Source organism: Mucilaginibacter sp. (assembly GCF_028287845.1).
Lineage (GTDB): Bacteria > Bacteroidota > Bacteroidia > Sphingobacteriales > Sphingobacteriaceae > Mucilaginibacter.
The window spans coordinates 22,816-35,361 of the sequence record NZ_JAQBOW010000070.1 but is presented as its reverse complement, the minus strand read 5'-3'; the positions used below and the strand labels follow the sequence as shown (position 1 = coordinate 35,361).

The window sequence follows — 12,546 nt, the reverse complement described above, 5'->3', positions numbered from 1 at the left end:
TTTATATAGGTTAGTAATTATCAAAATACATTGTTGCCAAAGTGATTGTTAGATTAACCCCCGTTGTATTAGCATCGAACTTATTGTATACTGGAGTACATTTGGCTTTGTCGCCGGCTTTTATTTTAAAATAGCGCCCGTCGCCTTCGCGGTATTTAGAGGCCTTGACAATAAATTCGTTAGCCATTCGTAATGCCTGGCTAACATAGGTTTCATTGGCCGAGGTATACCTATCAAAATCGGTCTTAAAAAGAAAGTCAATCGAGATTGAAAATGTATTATCAACCGAGCCGTTAATTTGCGGCGACAGGTTAACGGGCTGTAATGGATAAAGAAACACACAAGGGAACGAGGAAACATCATCTGCAAGTGTATTTAGTTCGTTAGCGGTGCCGTATACAAAGGTTGGGTTTGTTGTTAAGGTTTGTGCTACGGCTTCAATTTGGTTACGTATGGGCATGGTTGGTCATTGGTTAATTGATCATCAGTTAATTGGTTATTTTAGCGTTGTGCTTGTAATAGCTCAGCGTATTTTCGCTGATATTCTGCTTCGGTTTTATTTAGCAGGAGTTTGGTTAGTACGCGATCATAGGGAGTGTTTAGGATTTCATCCCATTTGGTAATGTCGCCCCCCGAAAGGGCATTGACCGTGTTTATATACTTGAACTTTTCAAACGATTGAACGCCCGCTTTCTTTTCCAAAACAGATGAAGCTGCCGAAAGTAATTTGTTTTCCGCTTCAATAAGTTTGGATAACTCATAAAAAAATATTTGGCTATGGGCAGCGCCTCCGTTACCCTAAGTTTTTTTATGGTTTCGCAAAACTCCTCTATTTTATACTCATTATATTTCTCGCCGGTTACTCTGCAATAAAAATATTGGGCAAGTACCTTGCAACTGGCTTTTAATGACGGATTAAAACGTTCCTGCCAATCTTCTTCTCCATATAGGCTAATATGTTCATTTATTTCCTCAGCAATAATGTCTCTGGCGGCCATAAACGCACCTGCGGGTTCAACAGATAAATTGCGAATAACATTTACATTTAATATTTTACCATCAATATCAAAGGCGACTTTTGACGGAATGTTATCGCTATTATACAAGTGTTTTATCTGATTTGACAAGAACACAACCGCCTCGCCGAATATATTAAAATCTCTAAAATCCAATACATTTTGCAGCTCTTCTACCGGTATATCAGAAAGTATGCTTATAGCATCGAGGTCATTCAATAGGGGCTCGGCCTGCATAGCCATCATTTGCCCTAAGGTAACCTCCTTAATGTTTGTTGGTATTTTAACCAGTAGCTTGCCTTTAGTAGTTTTAAGTGTGGTTGCTATCATATAGTAATCAGATCTTTAAATGTATTGTTCCAGCTATTATCCCTGTAAGGCAAGCGCGATTTAGGCATAGCCAGTGTGTTGATTTTTAATTTGTTTAGAACTACATAGCGTAACGGATCAATTAAATGGTTCCAGGTATCAACTGGCTCATTTATGGTTTTGCCAGATCGGTCCGTTTTCCATTTATAACGTCCCAGTTCTTTGTGCAGGTTAATGCTGCGCCGGCTGATGTTTATCTTGTAACGCTTTAATATATCAATAGAGTGGTTAACACTGTCTGCGCCTTTTTTTGCGCCTTTTACATGCCAACCCAATCGCTTTAATTCTTCTATAGATTTTGGTTCGGCACTGTCGGCTATAATTTCTATGCTTTTGCCTATACCGGAATTTGTTAATCTGGCAGCTATATCTTTATTGGTTAGGCCGGTCTCATAAAACAGTTCATCAATCCAAAGTTCTCCATTTTGCAGATACACATCCACACACCCGGTTTGGTCATTTGTAAATCCAAAATCAAGGCCTACCGCTATTCGTTTGGCATCCTGCGGAATATCATCACAAACATACCAATTGTTAAATATAAGGCCGTTTATTTTGCCGGTAAGGCCACGTGCGTATACCCTCCATTGTTCTGGGTCTATATCCTTAGTATTCTCTATTTTATCACGCATATTTTGCTCCAGGAATGGGTTGTGCCGGTGGTCGGATATGATTAGCTGTACCCCTAATTTTCCTATTAAATTAATATGTACCCAAAACTCCGTATTGGGGTTATAATCAATAAATATCCGGGTTTTTGTACGCAGTGCCAATTCGGTATAAATATTCCATTCAATACCATTAGCCTCATTAATAAAAAGATAATCGCGCTTACCCGATTTTGCATCCTGTCCATCTTTATAGCTTTTAAATTCGATGATTGAATCATTATAAAATTCAAATATTCTGTCTGTTTTATTAAAATTTTTTACCAGTTTTTTTAGTTGGATCGAACCATTGTATATGCCTAAAGCATCGCGTAAGGCGCCTGCTTTTAGGTTAGGAATATCTTGCCCAACAACAGTAATTACCTGTTTTTCTTTTTCGCAGGCCAGGCAAAATAGTACCTGTATTATTGCGTAAGTTTTCCCAGAACTGGTGCCTCCCTGGTTAATAACTATGTGCGCGGTTGATGCATAGTTTTGCTTAAACAAAATAGAAGCTTCGTATTCATTAGCAGTCATTATTAAGTGTATTAAAATGTTTAACGTTATATAACTACTTCTTTTTCGCTGAATGCAGGCTGCGGACCAGATTCGATAATCTTAACTTTTATTGATCTTATGCTATCAGCGGCTGTTGTTTTTTCAACCTTTTCATTCCATCCCATGCTTTTAAGAACAAATATTGCTCCGGTAGGCGAGGGGCGATGTAACAGCTTTTCATAAGCCGCTTCTACACGCAGTCGGGCGCGCTTAACTATAGGGGCATACTTACCTGAGTTTTCGTACTCGTCAAATTCATCGCGACTATTAAACCCCAGAAAAAGCGCCAGCCCCGTAATTGTTGCAACTTCAGAATCCCGATTATATACTTTTTCCTCAATGGAATCAGTTTGCGAGGGTTTTTTTGATGGTACTTTTTCGAGATGATATTCGCCTTCGATATGTTTAAAGTATGCATCAACAAGATCGCGTAAAGCGTGCTTGTCAGAAAAAAATGGTTTAAGATTTCTCATTATGATTTAAATGCTGATTGGCATAAATCTATTCAAATGTAAGAAAAATAACTGACATTTAAAAAGTAATTAGCCCGAATTTTTTATTTAATTTTGTACTTATACCTCTTTCAATTAATAGTTGTTGTAGTAATAGCATTAATATGCGGTAATTTAAAAGTTAAATAATTAAATAACGCAACTGTTTGCTATTAATATTCGTATTATAAGTATTATAATAAGTATAACTAAACGGCCTATGAATTTTTTAAGGTTTACCTTATTTATCTTGCTTCTTTCGGGGGTAATTATCTCCTGCCAGAAAGAACAGGCTGTTGATCTAAATCTTAAATCAAAAAGTAAAACTGATTCTGTTAATGCTTCAGGTAACATATTAGCCACCCGCGGTACGCTGCAGGTTTCTGTAAATGATTCTATATATACTTTTGATGCCACTAAAGATTCCATCGCTTTTATTAATTTAAATATCGACAGCAATAAATATTTTGGCATTACTGCTATTAATAAGGCACATACCATGAGTTTTGGCATTAGTTCACCAGGCTCTGCAGCTTCTGATTTGACAAAACCTATTGCCGGCGGTCAATTATTATTTAGTGCCGATAGTAAAAGCGGGATGCAATACACGCTGACCAAAAATTCTGAAACACAAAATAAAATAGACTTATTGCAATACATGCAAGACAGTGTGCTAACTAAAGGTTCTTTCTTTATACTTATGGCTAAAGATGGAAAGCCAAATTCATCTACCTATAAAGTTCGCGGTAGTTTTGATCTTCGTATAAAATAATTTTGCAATCAATTAAAGTATAACAGCTATATAGCTGAACTTTCAACATTTATGTTTTATATGCTAATTGGCATAATTATTACCAAACCTCAATAGCTGCAACCTCATTTTCTACCAATTCGGTAAGTAGTAATTTTACTACTGCTTCGCGCGCCCATTGCTGCTCAATAAGCGACGCATCTTCTTTATACCATTTTATTGGCTCATTTATTTCTATGCGGTCCTTATAAATAAAATTCTTCTTCGGGTGTAGTTTAGTTCCTTCATAACTGTTCATGTTTTCGGCTCTTATTATTCTGGCAAATTGTTTGGTTGTTATATCAACCTGCAAACATTCTTCGAGCGAGTTTTTAAAGTCATGTTTGTCTTCAAGCCATAAGGTAAGAACGTCTTCATTAAGTTCATGGTCTGCAACTGTTATACGGCTATAATCATAATCTACAGATATGATCATCCACCACAGTTTGTCTTTTAATTTTTTTGTGATCTTTATCATTTTGAAAGAGTTAAAAGCTATCGGTCTTTATGATAGCCGGGGACATGAAATTTTTATTCAGAATAAGATTTACTTATCCATGATTAGGGCAGGCGGGTAACCACCCAGGTATATATTTTTGTATTGCTGCAATTTCTTTAATGTATTTATTGCAGGTTGCGTGGTAGGCTTTAAAGCGGATGCTTAATTGTTCTTCGGTTATTTTGTCTGCGGCTATTGGCCGGGTTGTATTTTGTAATGCGGAGTAAGCGATATGCATTTTGTTTAGATTTAGTAGTGGCTTGATGTTAATTAAAATGGGTCGGCATGTATTTCGCTTTTGGCCTTTACGTGTATTCGCGTAATTGCCATTTTAATGTTATAAAATGAGGTCCAAATCTTGATTTAATTATTTCTGTATTCATTATTCTGTATATTCTTTATTTGTAATTTGGTTTATATATAATTATGTATTAGATTCGTTCCGGATTGGATTACAAATATAAAGAAAAATCTTTATTTAAATCAAGAAGTTTTAAAAAAAATTTGAAGATTATGGAATTTCCCGAAAAAACTAATAAAATAAAAACGGTTCGCCCTGAAACACTTGAGTTTATTATTTTATATAACCAGTTAAAAGGAAAAGCTTTTAGCGGCAACGCGCAATTGGCCGAGGTACTTGGCTTTAATTCTACCAGTTCTATAACCGAGATCATTAAAAGCCGACAAAATATTGATCCGGAAAAATTCAAAATTTTTAAAGAAAAATATAAAGATTTCCTGGATGGTAAAAAATATACAGAATTTAGCCAGGTATCTAAAGTTGCAGAGGGGATACCGATGTATGAAATAACGGCTACAGCATCCGGGGTAGAGGTGTACAATGATATAAATGATACTCATCCGGTGGGTCGCATGAATTTTCCGGGTATTGAGGATTGCGACTTTGCTTTGCCGGTTTGGGGGCATTCTATGTATCCTTATTTAGAAAATGGCTGCTGGGTGGCGTTAAAAGTTATACACGATAAGAAAATTTTACCGGGCGAAGTTTATTATATTGAGTGGGGCGAATACCGTATGTATAAAAGGCTTTTGGCAGGCGATAATAATGAGGAGGTTATAGCTCATTCTGATAACACTACAGAAATGATTGGCAATCATCTTAAATATGCTCCATTTGTTATTAAAATAGCCGATATTAAAAAGCTTTGCCTTGTTAAGGATATTCATAAAAAGCATAATCATTAATGGATACTACAACTATTTATCCTTACAGTAAACGAAATAGTTTTGTCACAATTGGGGTGTTAACTATTTTAGGTTTGCTTTTTATATCGAATATTTATAAAGCTTATCATAATAATGATAGGATAGATATGATTGTATTTGGTGTGTTAACAGCATTACTTGTCTTCATATTGGTGATGGTTATTGCTACCAGATTACGGCCAGCGCTTAATGGTGATTTAGCGCTTGAATTTAATGAAAAGGGTATTGTTGATTATTTGAGAAACATTACAATTGATTGGCAGGATATTAAAGCCATAGATTTTAAGCGTACCAGGAGCTCGTCAATGATAGATGTTCAATTAAAATGGGAATCAGACCATGGATCGCAAATCTACATCTCTTTAAGGTGGGTTGAAGGCAATGATAGAAATATTTATAACACAGCGTTATCTTATTTTAACCGATTTTCTGACACCGGGGTGCCAACCGAAGAGCAAGGCAATGCTTAATGCCGGGTATTTTGGATAATTATTAAGGTGGGATAAACCTGTAGTTACTTTTATATGGCTACTTTGTTTATAATTGTAACTAAATGGCAGACGAAGGTATTGTAAAGCGGTTAAAGGTAATTGTTAAGGAGCACGGCGGACAGTTGGCCCTTGCAGGTGCTATTGGTGTAGATCAGGGCTTTATAAGCAAGGTGATTAATAAAAAACAAGAGGTAAGCTATTACCTTATCCGTAAACTTTGTTTCCAGTTAAAATACTCGCCCGAATGGCTCATCCTGGGCACCGGCGAGAAACATATAAACAAAGCCGAATCGCCTAAATTGATCACCGAAATACAAATGATGCGCACTGAGCTTGATATTTTACATGCACGTATGCGTGCTTTTGAAATGGAATTAAAAGAATTAAAAGACGGTCATCCAGCCGATCAGCAAAAAGCAGGTTAATGTAACCTGTTAATTAAAATAGCCTCTAAAGCATCACTGGCATTCTTGCAACGATTTACCGTGTTTTCTAAGGATGATAGTATTTCGCGGTATTTGATCAAATTTATAGCATCCGTCTCGTTCGCAAATAATTCGGCAACTGCATTATAGTAAATTTGATCAGACTGATGTTCATAAGTCTTTATCTGTTTACACGCGGCGTTGCAGGTATCGGCATTACCAACTTCTCTTAACAAATTAACTACCTTTTCAATCGCTATACTGGCTTTTTGTATTAACAATGCTATCTCTTTAATAGGTGTAACAAAATCTAATATATTATATAGATACATTCTTCCGCCTGCTTCTTGTATGGTATCGGCTACATCATCAATGCACGATGCTAAAACATGAATACTACTGCGATTTATCGGTGTAAATATTACCTGATCAAGAGCCAGATAAATTTTATGAGTTATTTCGTCGCCGGTATTCTCTAATTTATCAATTTGCTTAAAAATTACTTCCCTTTCAACGGCTTCGCTTGTATTTACTGCTGTTACTAATAAACCGGCCATGAGAACCACGTTTTTTGCGGCCTCATCGAATAAATTGTAAAACAGTGACCTATTTGAGAAATAATTGCGGAATAAGCTGCGCATTTATATATAATATTTAGAACGTCTAAAATTAACCGCGGTATGTTAATCTAATATTAAATAAAAGTTATGCTATGTTAATTATTTGTTAGGTATTAAATGGCCGATTTTCGTTGGTTTAATCAATTGAAAATGAATAGTCTAAGCAAATAACTTGCTCAAAATCAGGCACTATTTTATTATTTTAAAAAATTAACATGTATTAAAATAACATTATCAAATGTTAATCATTTCTTAACATTTAGATAATGCTGCATGCGCACTTTTGAGTCAAAATTTATTTCACTCATTTCAATCAATCATGAAAAAAACGTTTACAAAACTTTTTAGTACAGTCTTAGTAATGGCTTCAGTGCTAACAGGCTTTACTGCTAAAGCCCAAGAAACAACATTAGCATCAGTTAATATATTAAAAAATAAAAAAACTGATGTAAAAGCCGATTCTATTACAACTACTAAAGCAGACGCACCTGCAACTGTAAAGGTTGCGCCAAAAGCGGATGCTGCCGTATGGGTGCCTGTTAGAAGATTATGGGGATATGCTTTCGGCGATCTTTATTATAACCAACATGCTGATGCGACAAACAGAGGTGCTGAATCTATGTATAATGGTGTACCCACCAACAGAAATGCTTTCCAGTTCCGTCGGGTTTATCTGGGTTATGATTATGATATTGACCAGAAATTTACTGCAGAAGTATTATTGGCATCTGAGCCAAATGCAAATACAGGTGTTAATGGAACCACTTCTATACAAAATGGCGATAACCTTGTTGATAATAAAATGGCTTTCTTTATCAAAAACTTTAACTTAAGATATAGAAATATCTGGAATGGAACCGACATAGTTGTTGGTGAAATGTCTACTCCAGGATTCGCGTTAAATGAGCCGGGCACCAACGCTCCAACATCATTATCAGAAGCTACATGGGGTAATCGTTTTATAGAAAAAACAATAACCGACTTCCATAAAAACAATTCTTACGATTTAGGTGCCGCTTTGCAGGGAACCTTTGATCCGGCAACCAAAAACTTTGGATATGTGTTTATGGTTGGCAATAATAGCACAGCAAGCTTACTGCCGGCTGCCAACGCTAATACCGGTTTCTACAAAATATTTTATGGTGATTTATGGGGTAAATTCTTTAACAAACAATTGTATTTAGATCTTTATAGTGATTATGCACCAACTGCACCTGCTACTGCTGCTATCGGCGGCCAATCACACAGCATGAAAAAAGTATTCGCAGCTTACGTTAATCCAAAGTTCTCTGTTGGTGTTGAAGCATATACCCAAAAGATAACCAACGGCGTAACAAACAGTGGTACCAAAAACGTTGAAGATGCAACTGTAAACGGCTTTTCTATATGGGTAAAAGGTGCAGTTGTTAAAGACAAGATCAATTTCTTTGCCCGTCGTGATGGTTACAACCCTGATACCAAATTTGATGGTGCTAATTCTTATACAGTTAACACAAACTACGGATCATACAATCCAACTGTTAAAGAAACATTTTACACTGCCGGTTTAGATTTTACACCTGCTCCTAAAATTCACTTTTCGCCAAATGTTTGGTTAATTGAATATAAAGATCAACGTTCATCTACTACCACTGGTTATGTAGGTAATGACCATAACTTAGTTTATAGAGCTACATTCTATTACACTTTTGGTAAATAATCAAACAAACAAAACATAAAAAAGAAAAATTATGAAATTAAGTAAAAGTTTAAAGTTAGCGGTTGTTGCATTAGCAGCATCATGTGTAACAATGGCTGCTTCGGCGCAAGACAATGTCTTGTTAGGTGCCGGCAGTACATTTGTGAACCCGTTATTCTCAAAAATGTTTTCACAGTATACAGCTTCTAAGGTTAATTACCAATCAATTGGTTCTGGTGGCGGTATATTGCAGCTAACCAATAAAACGGTTGATTTTGGTGATTCTGATGCGCCTTTAAATGACGATCAAACCAAAAAAATGAGTGCTCAGGTTCTGCATATCCCAATGACTTCTGGTGCTGTAGTAGTAACTTATAATGTACCGGGTGTTGCCGGAGGTTTGAAATTATCAGGTAAAGATTTGGCTGATATCTATTTAGGTAAAGTAACTAAATGGAACAGTCCTGAGGTTAAAGATTCTAACCCGGGTGTTAGTTTGCCTGATCTTCCTATCGTGGTTATTCACCGTTCAGACGGTAGCGGTACCTCTTTCATTTTTACTGATTTTTTAACAAAAGTAAATCCTGAATGGGCTTCAAAAGTAGGTAAAGCAAGTGCGGTTAACTGGCCTGCAGGCTTAGGTGGAAAAGGTAACGAAGGTGTTGCCGGTTTAGTTAAACAAACTCCGGGTGCTATTGGTTATGTTGAGTTAGCTTATGCCGTTCAAAATAAAATGCCTTTTGCTGCCATCCAAAACAAAAGCGGTAAATTTATTACCCCAACTCTTGAGGCCACAACTTTAGCAAGTAATGTTGTAATACCTGCTGATTCAAAAGTATCAATAACTAATACCGATAATCCTAAAGGTTACCCTATTGCCAGCTTTACCTGGGCATTGATATACAAAGAGCAAAATTATGGTGGCCGTTCAAAAGTAAGAGCTACCGAATTAGTTAAATTATTATGGTGGAACATTCACCAGGGACAAGCTAATTGCGCTCCTTTAAATTATGCACCGCTTTCAAAATCAGCTGTAAAAGTTGCTGAAACAATTTTAAAATCAGCTACTTACGGTGGTAAAGCGATATTATAATTAAAATATGAGTCGATAGATAATCTTACCATGAAACAAAACTTGTTTCAAATAGTATTATCTTGCCCCCTTATTCTCAACACTAACTATTACCAGTTCCTATAAAATAAGGGACTGGTAATTGTTTTGTATACGAAACCCAAAATTTGTGGAAAATAAAAGATTAAAATTATCCAACAGCCAGTTAAAATGGGAGATACTGTTTAAACGGATATTAATTGCCATGAGCATTTTATTGGTGCTCATTATATTAGGTGTATTAGCAACGCTGATTATAGAATCCATGCCCTCAATTAAAGCACTGGGTTTTGGGTATTTATGGGGGAAAGTATGGGACCCGGTACAAAATATATATGGGGCCTATCCATTTTTAATAGGCACTTTACTTACCTCGTTTATAGCACTTATTATTTCGGTGCCTTTTTCATACGCCATTGCTATTTACCTGGGCGAGTATAATCCTAAAGGATGGCTATCTGATTTGCTTAAAAACACCGTTGAACTGATTGCAGCTGTCCCATCTATTATTTATGGTTTTTGGGGTTTGTTTGTATTAGTACCAATGGTACGTGAGCTCGAAATGAAATTTCATGTATTGCCATATGGTATAGGCATTTTAACTGCATCATTAATATTAGCCATAATGATAATCCCTTATGGTGCATCATTAGGAATATCTTTAATAAGAATGGTGCCTTCTCCTTTAAAAGAAGGTGCTTATGCATTAGGCGCAACCCGGTTTGAAGTTATCCGTAGTGTAATTATGCCTTATACCCGCTCTGGCTTATTTGCAGGTGTGCTGTTGTCATTAGGCAGGGCTTTAGGCGAAACTATGGCAGTAACTATGCTGATAGGTAATACCAGCACTATACCTAGCAGTATTTTTGCACCGGGTAATACAATGGCCAGCGTAATTGCTAATGAATTTACAGAAGCCGACCACACCGAATATTTATCGGCACTTATTGAATTGGGTTTAGTACTATTCTTTGTTACGGTTGTAATTAACCTTATAGGTAAAAGAATAATAACACGCTTCACAAATAACTAATAACATGGAAGCAAGAATAGGAATGAGGAATATCAAAAGCAATATCTTTAAAGGGATCATTGTGTTTTTTGCATTTTTAATAACCGTGCCCTTAGTAATTATACTATTGTATATAATTAAACAAGGTGCGGGCCAGGTTAACTGGAAATTTTTAACCGGTACGCCTGCGCCGGTAGGCGAAGCTGGTGGTGGTATTGCCAATGCCTTAGTAGGCAGTTTTGTAATGGTAATGACGGCATCAGTAGTTGCTATACCTGTGGGTATGGCGGCAGGCGTTTACCTTAGCGAAAATCCGCGCACAAAACTGGCTTATTATAGCAGTTTGTGTGTTGATATATTACAGGGTGTGCCATCCATCGTAGTTGGTATTGTAGTTTACTTTTGGCTGGTTAAGCCTTTAGGTACCTTTTCGGCATTATCAGGTAGTATAGCTTTGGCTATTATGATGTTGCCGATAGTGATCAGATCAACAGAGCAAACGCTTAAGTTATTACCCGACTCATTAAAAGAAGCAGCATTATCATTGGGCGTGCCTTATCACCGGGTAATTTTAAAAGTAACAATACCTTGCGGCTTCGCGGGTATTTTATCAGGCATTACGCTATCAATAGCCCGTGTTATAGGCGAAACTGCACCATTGTTGTTTACCGCTTTTGGCAGCCCGTTTGTATCGGCCGCTTTGGGTAAACCAATGGAGAGCTTACCACACCTGATATTCACTTATGCTACAAGCCCTTATGACGACTGGCATAACCTGGCATGGGGTGCATCGTTTATACTATTAATGTTCGTTTTAACCCTAAACATAATCACGAAAGTGATAACAAGAAAATGGAAAATACAATTGTAAAGGCTGAGAATTACAACTCTTATTTTGGGGATAACCATGTTGTAAAGGATGTAAACATCAGCATAAACAAGCATGAAGTTATAGCGGTAATGGGCCCTTCGGGCTGTGGCAAAACCACGTTTTTGCGCGGCATTAACCGTATGCATGAGCTAATTCCCGGAGCTACCTCAACAGGTAAAATACTGCTTGATGGCGAAAATGTGTACGATATGAATGCCATATACGTAAGAGCAAAAATTGGCATGGTGTTTCAGCGTCCTAATCCATTTCCAAACCTAAGTATTTATGAAAATGTAGTTGCCGGTTACCTGTTAAATGGTATTAAGGTATCAAAAGCTGATAAGGATGTTATTGTAGAAAAATCATTAACCAGCGCTGCTTTATGGAAAGAAGTTAAAGATTCATTACATAAAAAAGGTACATTCCTATCTGGCGGCCAACAGCAGCGGCTGTGTATTGCGCGTGCCATTGCCATGCAACCCGAGCTGATATTGTTTGATGAGCCAACATCTGCGCTCGACCCCATATCAACCTCGAGTGTTGAAGCATTGTTTCATGAGTTGAAGGCTAATTATACATTGATTATTGTTACCCACAACATGCAGCAGGCTGCACGTGTGAGCGACAGAACCGCGTTTTTTTATATGGGCGAACTGGTTGAGTTTGATGATACCAAGCAAATGTTTACCAATCCAACAGATCAACGTACACAGAATTATATAACAGGCAGATTTAGCTAAG

General features: G+C 36.8%; 16 protein-coding genes. 9 read left to right on the top strand and 7 right to left on the bottom strand.

Annotated elements, in window-relative coordinates:
• Positions 1 to 10 precede the first annotated feature (10 nt).
• From JWP71_RS06265 to JWP71_RS06250, 4 genes are all read right to left on the bottom strand, one after another.
• The gene (locus tag JWP71_RS06265; RefSeq protein ID WP_299498009.1) at positions 11 to 460 is read right to left on the bottom strand and encodes a hypothetical protein; all 450 of its coding nucleotides are present in this window, start codon (positions 458 to 460) and stop codon (positions 11 to 13) included.
• A gap of 193 nt (positions 461 to 653) precedes the next feature.
• A complete protein-coding gene (locus JWP71_RS06260) occupies positions 654 to 1,346 on the bottom strand; it encodes a hypothetical protein (protein ID WP_299498008.1) in 693 nt (230 codons plus the stop codon).
• Positions 1,343 to 2,569: a terminase large subunit gene (locus JWP71_RS06255; RefSeq protein ID WP_299498007.1), complete on the bottom strand. Its 1,227-nt coding sequence runs from the start codon at positions 2,567 to 2,569 to the stop codon at positions 1,343 to 1,345. Before JWP71_RS06255 ends, JWP71_RS06260 begins: the two co-directional genes overlap by 4 nt.
• Before the next feature lie 26 nt (positions 2,570 to 2,595).
• Positions 2,596 to 3,063, bottom strand: a complete 468-nt coding sequence (locus tag JWP71_RS06250; protein WP_299498006.1) for a terminase small subunit — start codon at positions 3,061 to 3,063, stop codon at positions 2,596 to 2,598.
• 238 nt (positions 3,064 to 3,301) lie between these two features.
• Here JWP71_RS06250 and JWP71_RS06245 point away from each other — a divergent pair, with 238 nt between their 5' ends.
• Positions 3,302 to 3,853, top strand: a complete 552-nt coding sequence (locus JWP71_RS06245; RefSeq protein ID WP_299498005.1) for a hypothetical protein — start codon at positions 3,302 to 3,304, stop codon at positions 3,851 to 3,853.
• A gap of 79 nt (positions 3,854 to 3,932) precedes the next feature.
• Here the strand turns inward: JWP71_RS06245 and JWP71_RS06240 are convergent, their stop codons facing one another.
• Positions 3,933 to 4,349 (bottom strand): hypothetical protein, encoded by a 417-nt coding sequence (locus JWP71_RS06240; protein WP_299498004.1) that lies wholly within the window; start codon positions 4,347 to 4,349, stop codon positions 3,933 to 3,935.
• A gap of 73 nt (positions 4,350 to 4,422) precedes the next feature.
• Positions 4,423 to 4,608, bottom strand: a complete 186-nt coding sequence (locus tag JWP71_RS06235; RefSeq protein ID WP_299498003.1) for a hypothetical protein — start codon at positions 4,606 to 4,608, stop codon at positions 4,423 to 4,425.
• Positions 4,609 to 4,883: 275 nt separating this feature from the next.
• On the opposite strand from JWP71_RS06235, the gene JWP71_RS06230 reads away from it, so the two are divergent.
• The 3 genes from JWP71_RS06230 (at position 4,884) to JWP71_RS06220 (ending at position 6,513) form a co-directional block, all read left to right on the top strand.
• Positions 4,884 to 5,576 (top strand): S24 family peptidase, encoded by a 693-nt coding sequence (locus tag JWP71_RS06230; RefSeq protein ID WP_299498002.1) that lies wholly within the window; start codon positions 4,884 to 4,886, stop codon positions 5,574 to 5,576.
• Positions 5,576 to 6,067, top strand: coding sequence for a hypothetical protein (locus tag JWP71_RS06225; protein ID WP_299498001.1), 492 nt, complete (start codon positions 5,576 to 5,578; stop codon positions 6,065 to 6,067). The genes JWP71_RS06230 and JWP71_RS06225 overlap by 1 nt, the downstream gene beginning before the upstream one ends.
• A gap of 83 nt (positions 6,068 to 6,150) precedes the next feature.
• Positions 6,151 to 6,513, top strand: coding sequence for a hypothetical protein (locus JWP71_RS06220; RefSeq protein WP_299498000.1), 363 nt, complete (start codon positions 6,151 to 6,153; stop codon positions 6,511 to 6,513).
• Here the strand turns inward: JWP71_RS06220 and JWP71_RS06215 are convergent.
• Entirely contained in the window at positions 6,510 to 7,070 is a 561-nt protein-coding gene (locus JWP71_RS06215) for a DUF47 family protein (RefSeq protein ID WP_299497999.1), read from the bottom strand. The two genes, JWP71_RS06220 and JWP71_RS06215, sit on opposite strands and share 4 nt — an antisense overlap.
• Positions 7,071 to 7,494: 424 nt before the next feature.
• Between JWP71_RS06215 and JWP71_RS06210 the strand changes: the two genes are divergently transcribed.
• The 5 genes from JWP71_RS06210 (at position 7,495) to pstB (ending at position 12,545) form a co-directional block, all read left to right on the top strand.
• Complete coding sequence (locus JWP71_RS06210; protein ID WP_299497998.1) at positions 7,495 to 8,832, top strand: hypothetical protein; 1,338 nt, start codon at positions 7,495 to 7,497, stop codon at positions 8,830 to 8,832.
• 31 nt (positions 8,833 to 8,863) lie between these two features.
• A complete protein-coding gene (pstS, locus tag JWP71_RS06205; RefSeq protein WP_299497997.1) occupies positions 8,864 to 9,904 on the top strand; it encodes a phosphate ABC transporter substrate-binding protein PstS in 1,041 nt (346 codons plus the stop codon).
• 148 nt (positions 9,905 to 10,052) lie between these two features.
• Positions 10,053 to 10,955 carry a phosphate ABC transporter permease subunit PstC gene (gene pstC, locus JWP71_RS06200; protein WP_299497996.1) on the top strand — a complete coding sequence of 301 codons (903 nt, stop codon included), beginning with the start codon at positions 10,053 to 10,055 and terminating at the stop codon, positions 10,953 to 10,955.
• Positions 10,956 to 10,959: 4 nt separating this feature from the next.
• Complete coding sequence (pstA, locus tag JWP71_RS06195; RefSeq protein WP_299497995.1) at positions 10,960 to 11,805, top strand: phosphate ABC transporter permease PstA; 846 nt, start codon at positions 10,960 to 10,962, stop codon at positions 11,803 to 11,805.
• Entirely contained in the window at positions 11,787 to 12,545 is a 759-nt protein-coding gene (gene pstB / locus JWP71_RS06190) for a phosphate ABC transporter ATP-binding protein PstB (protein WP_299497994.1), read from the top strand. Before pstA ends, pstB begins: the two co-directional genes overlap by 19 nt.
• Position 12,546 lies beyond the last annotated feature (1 nt).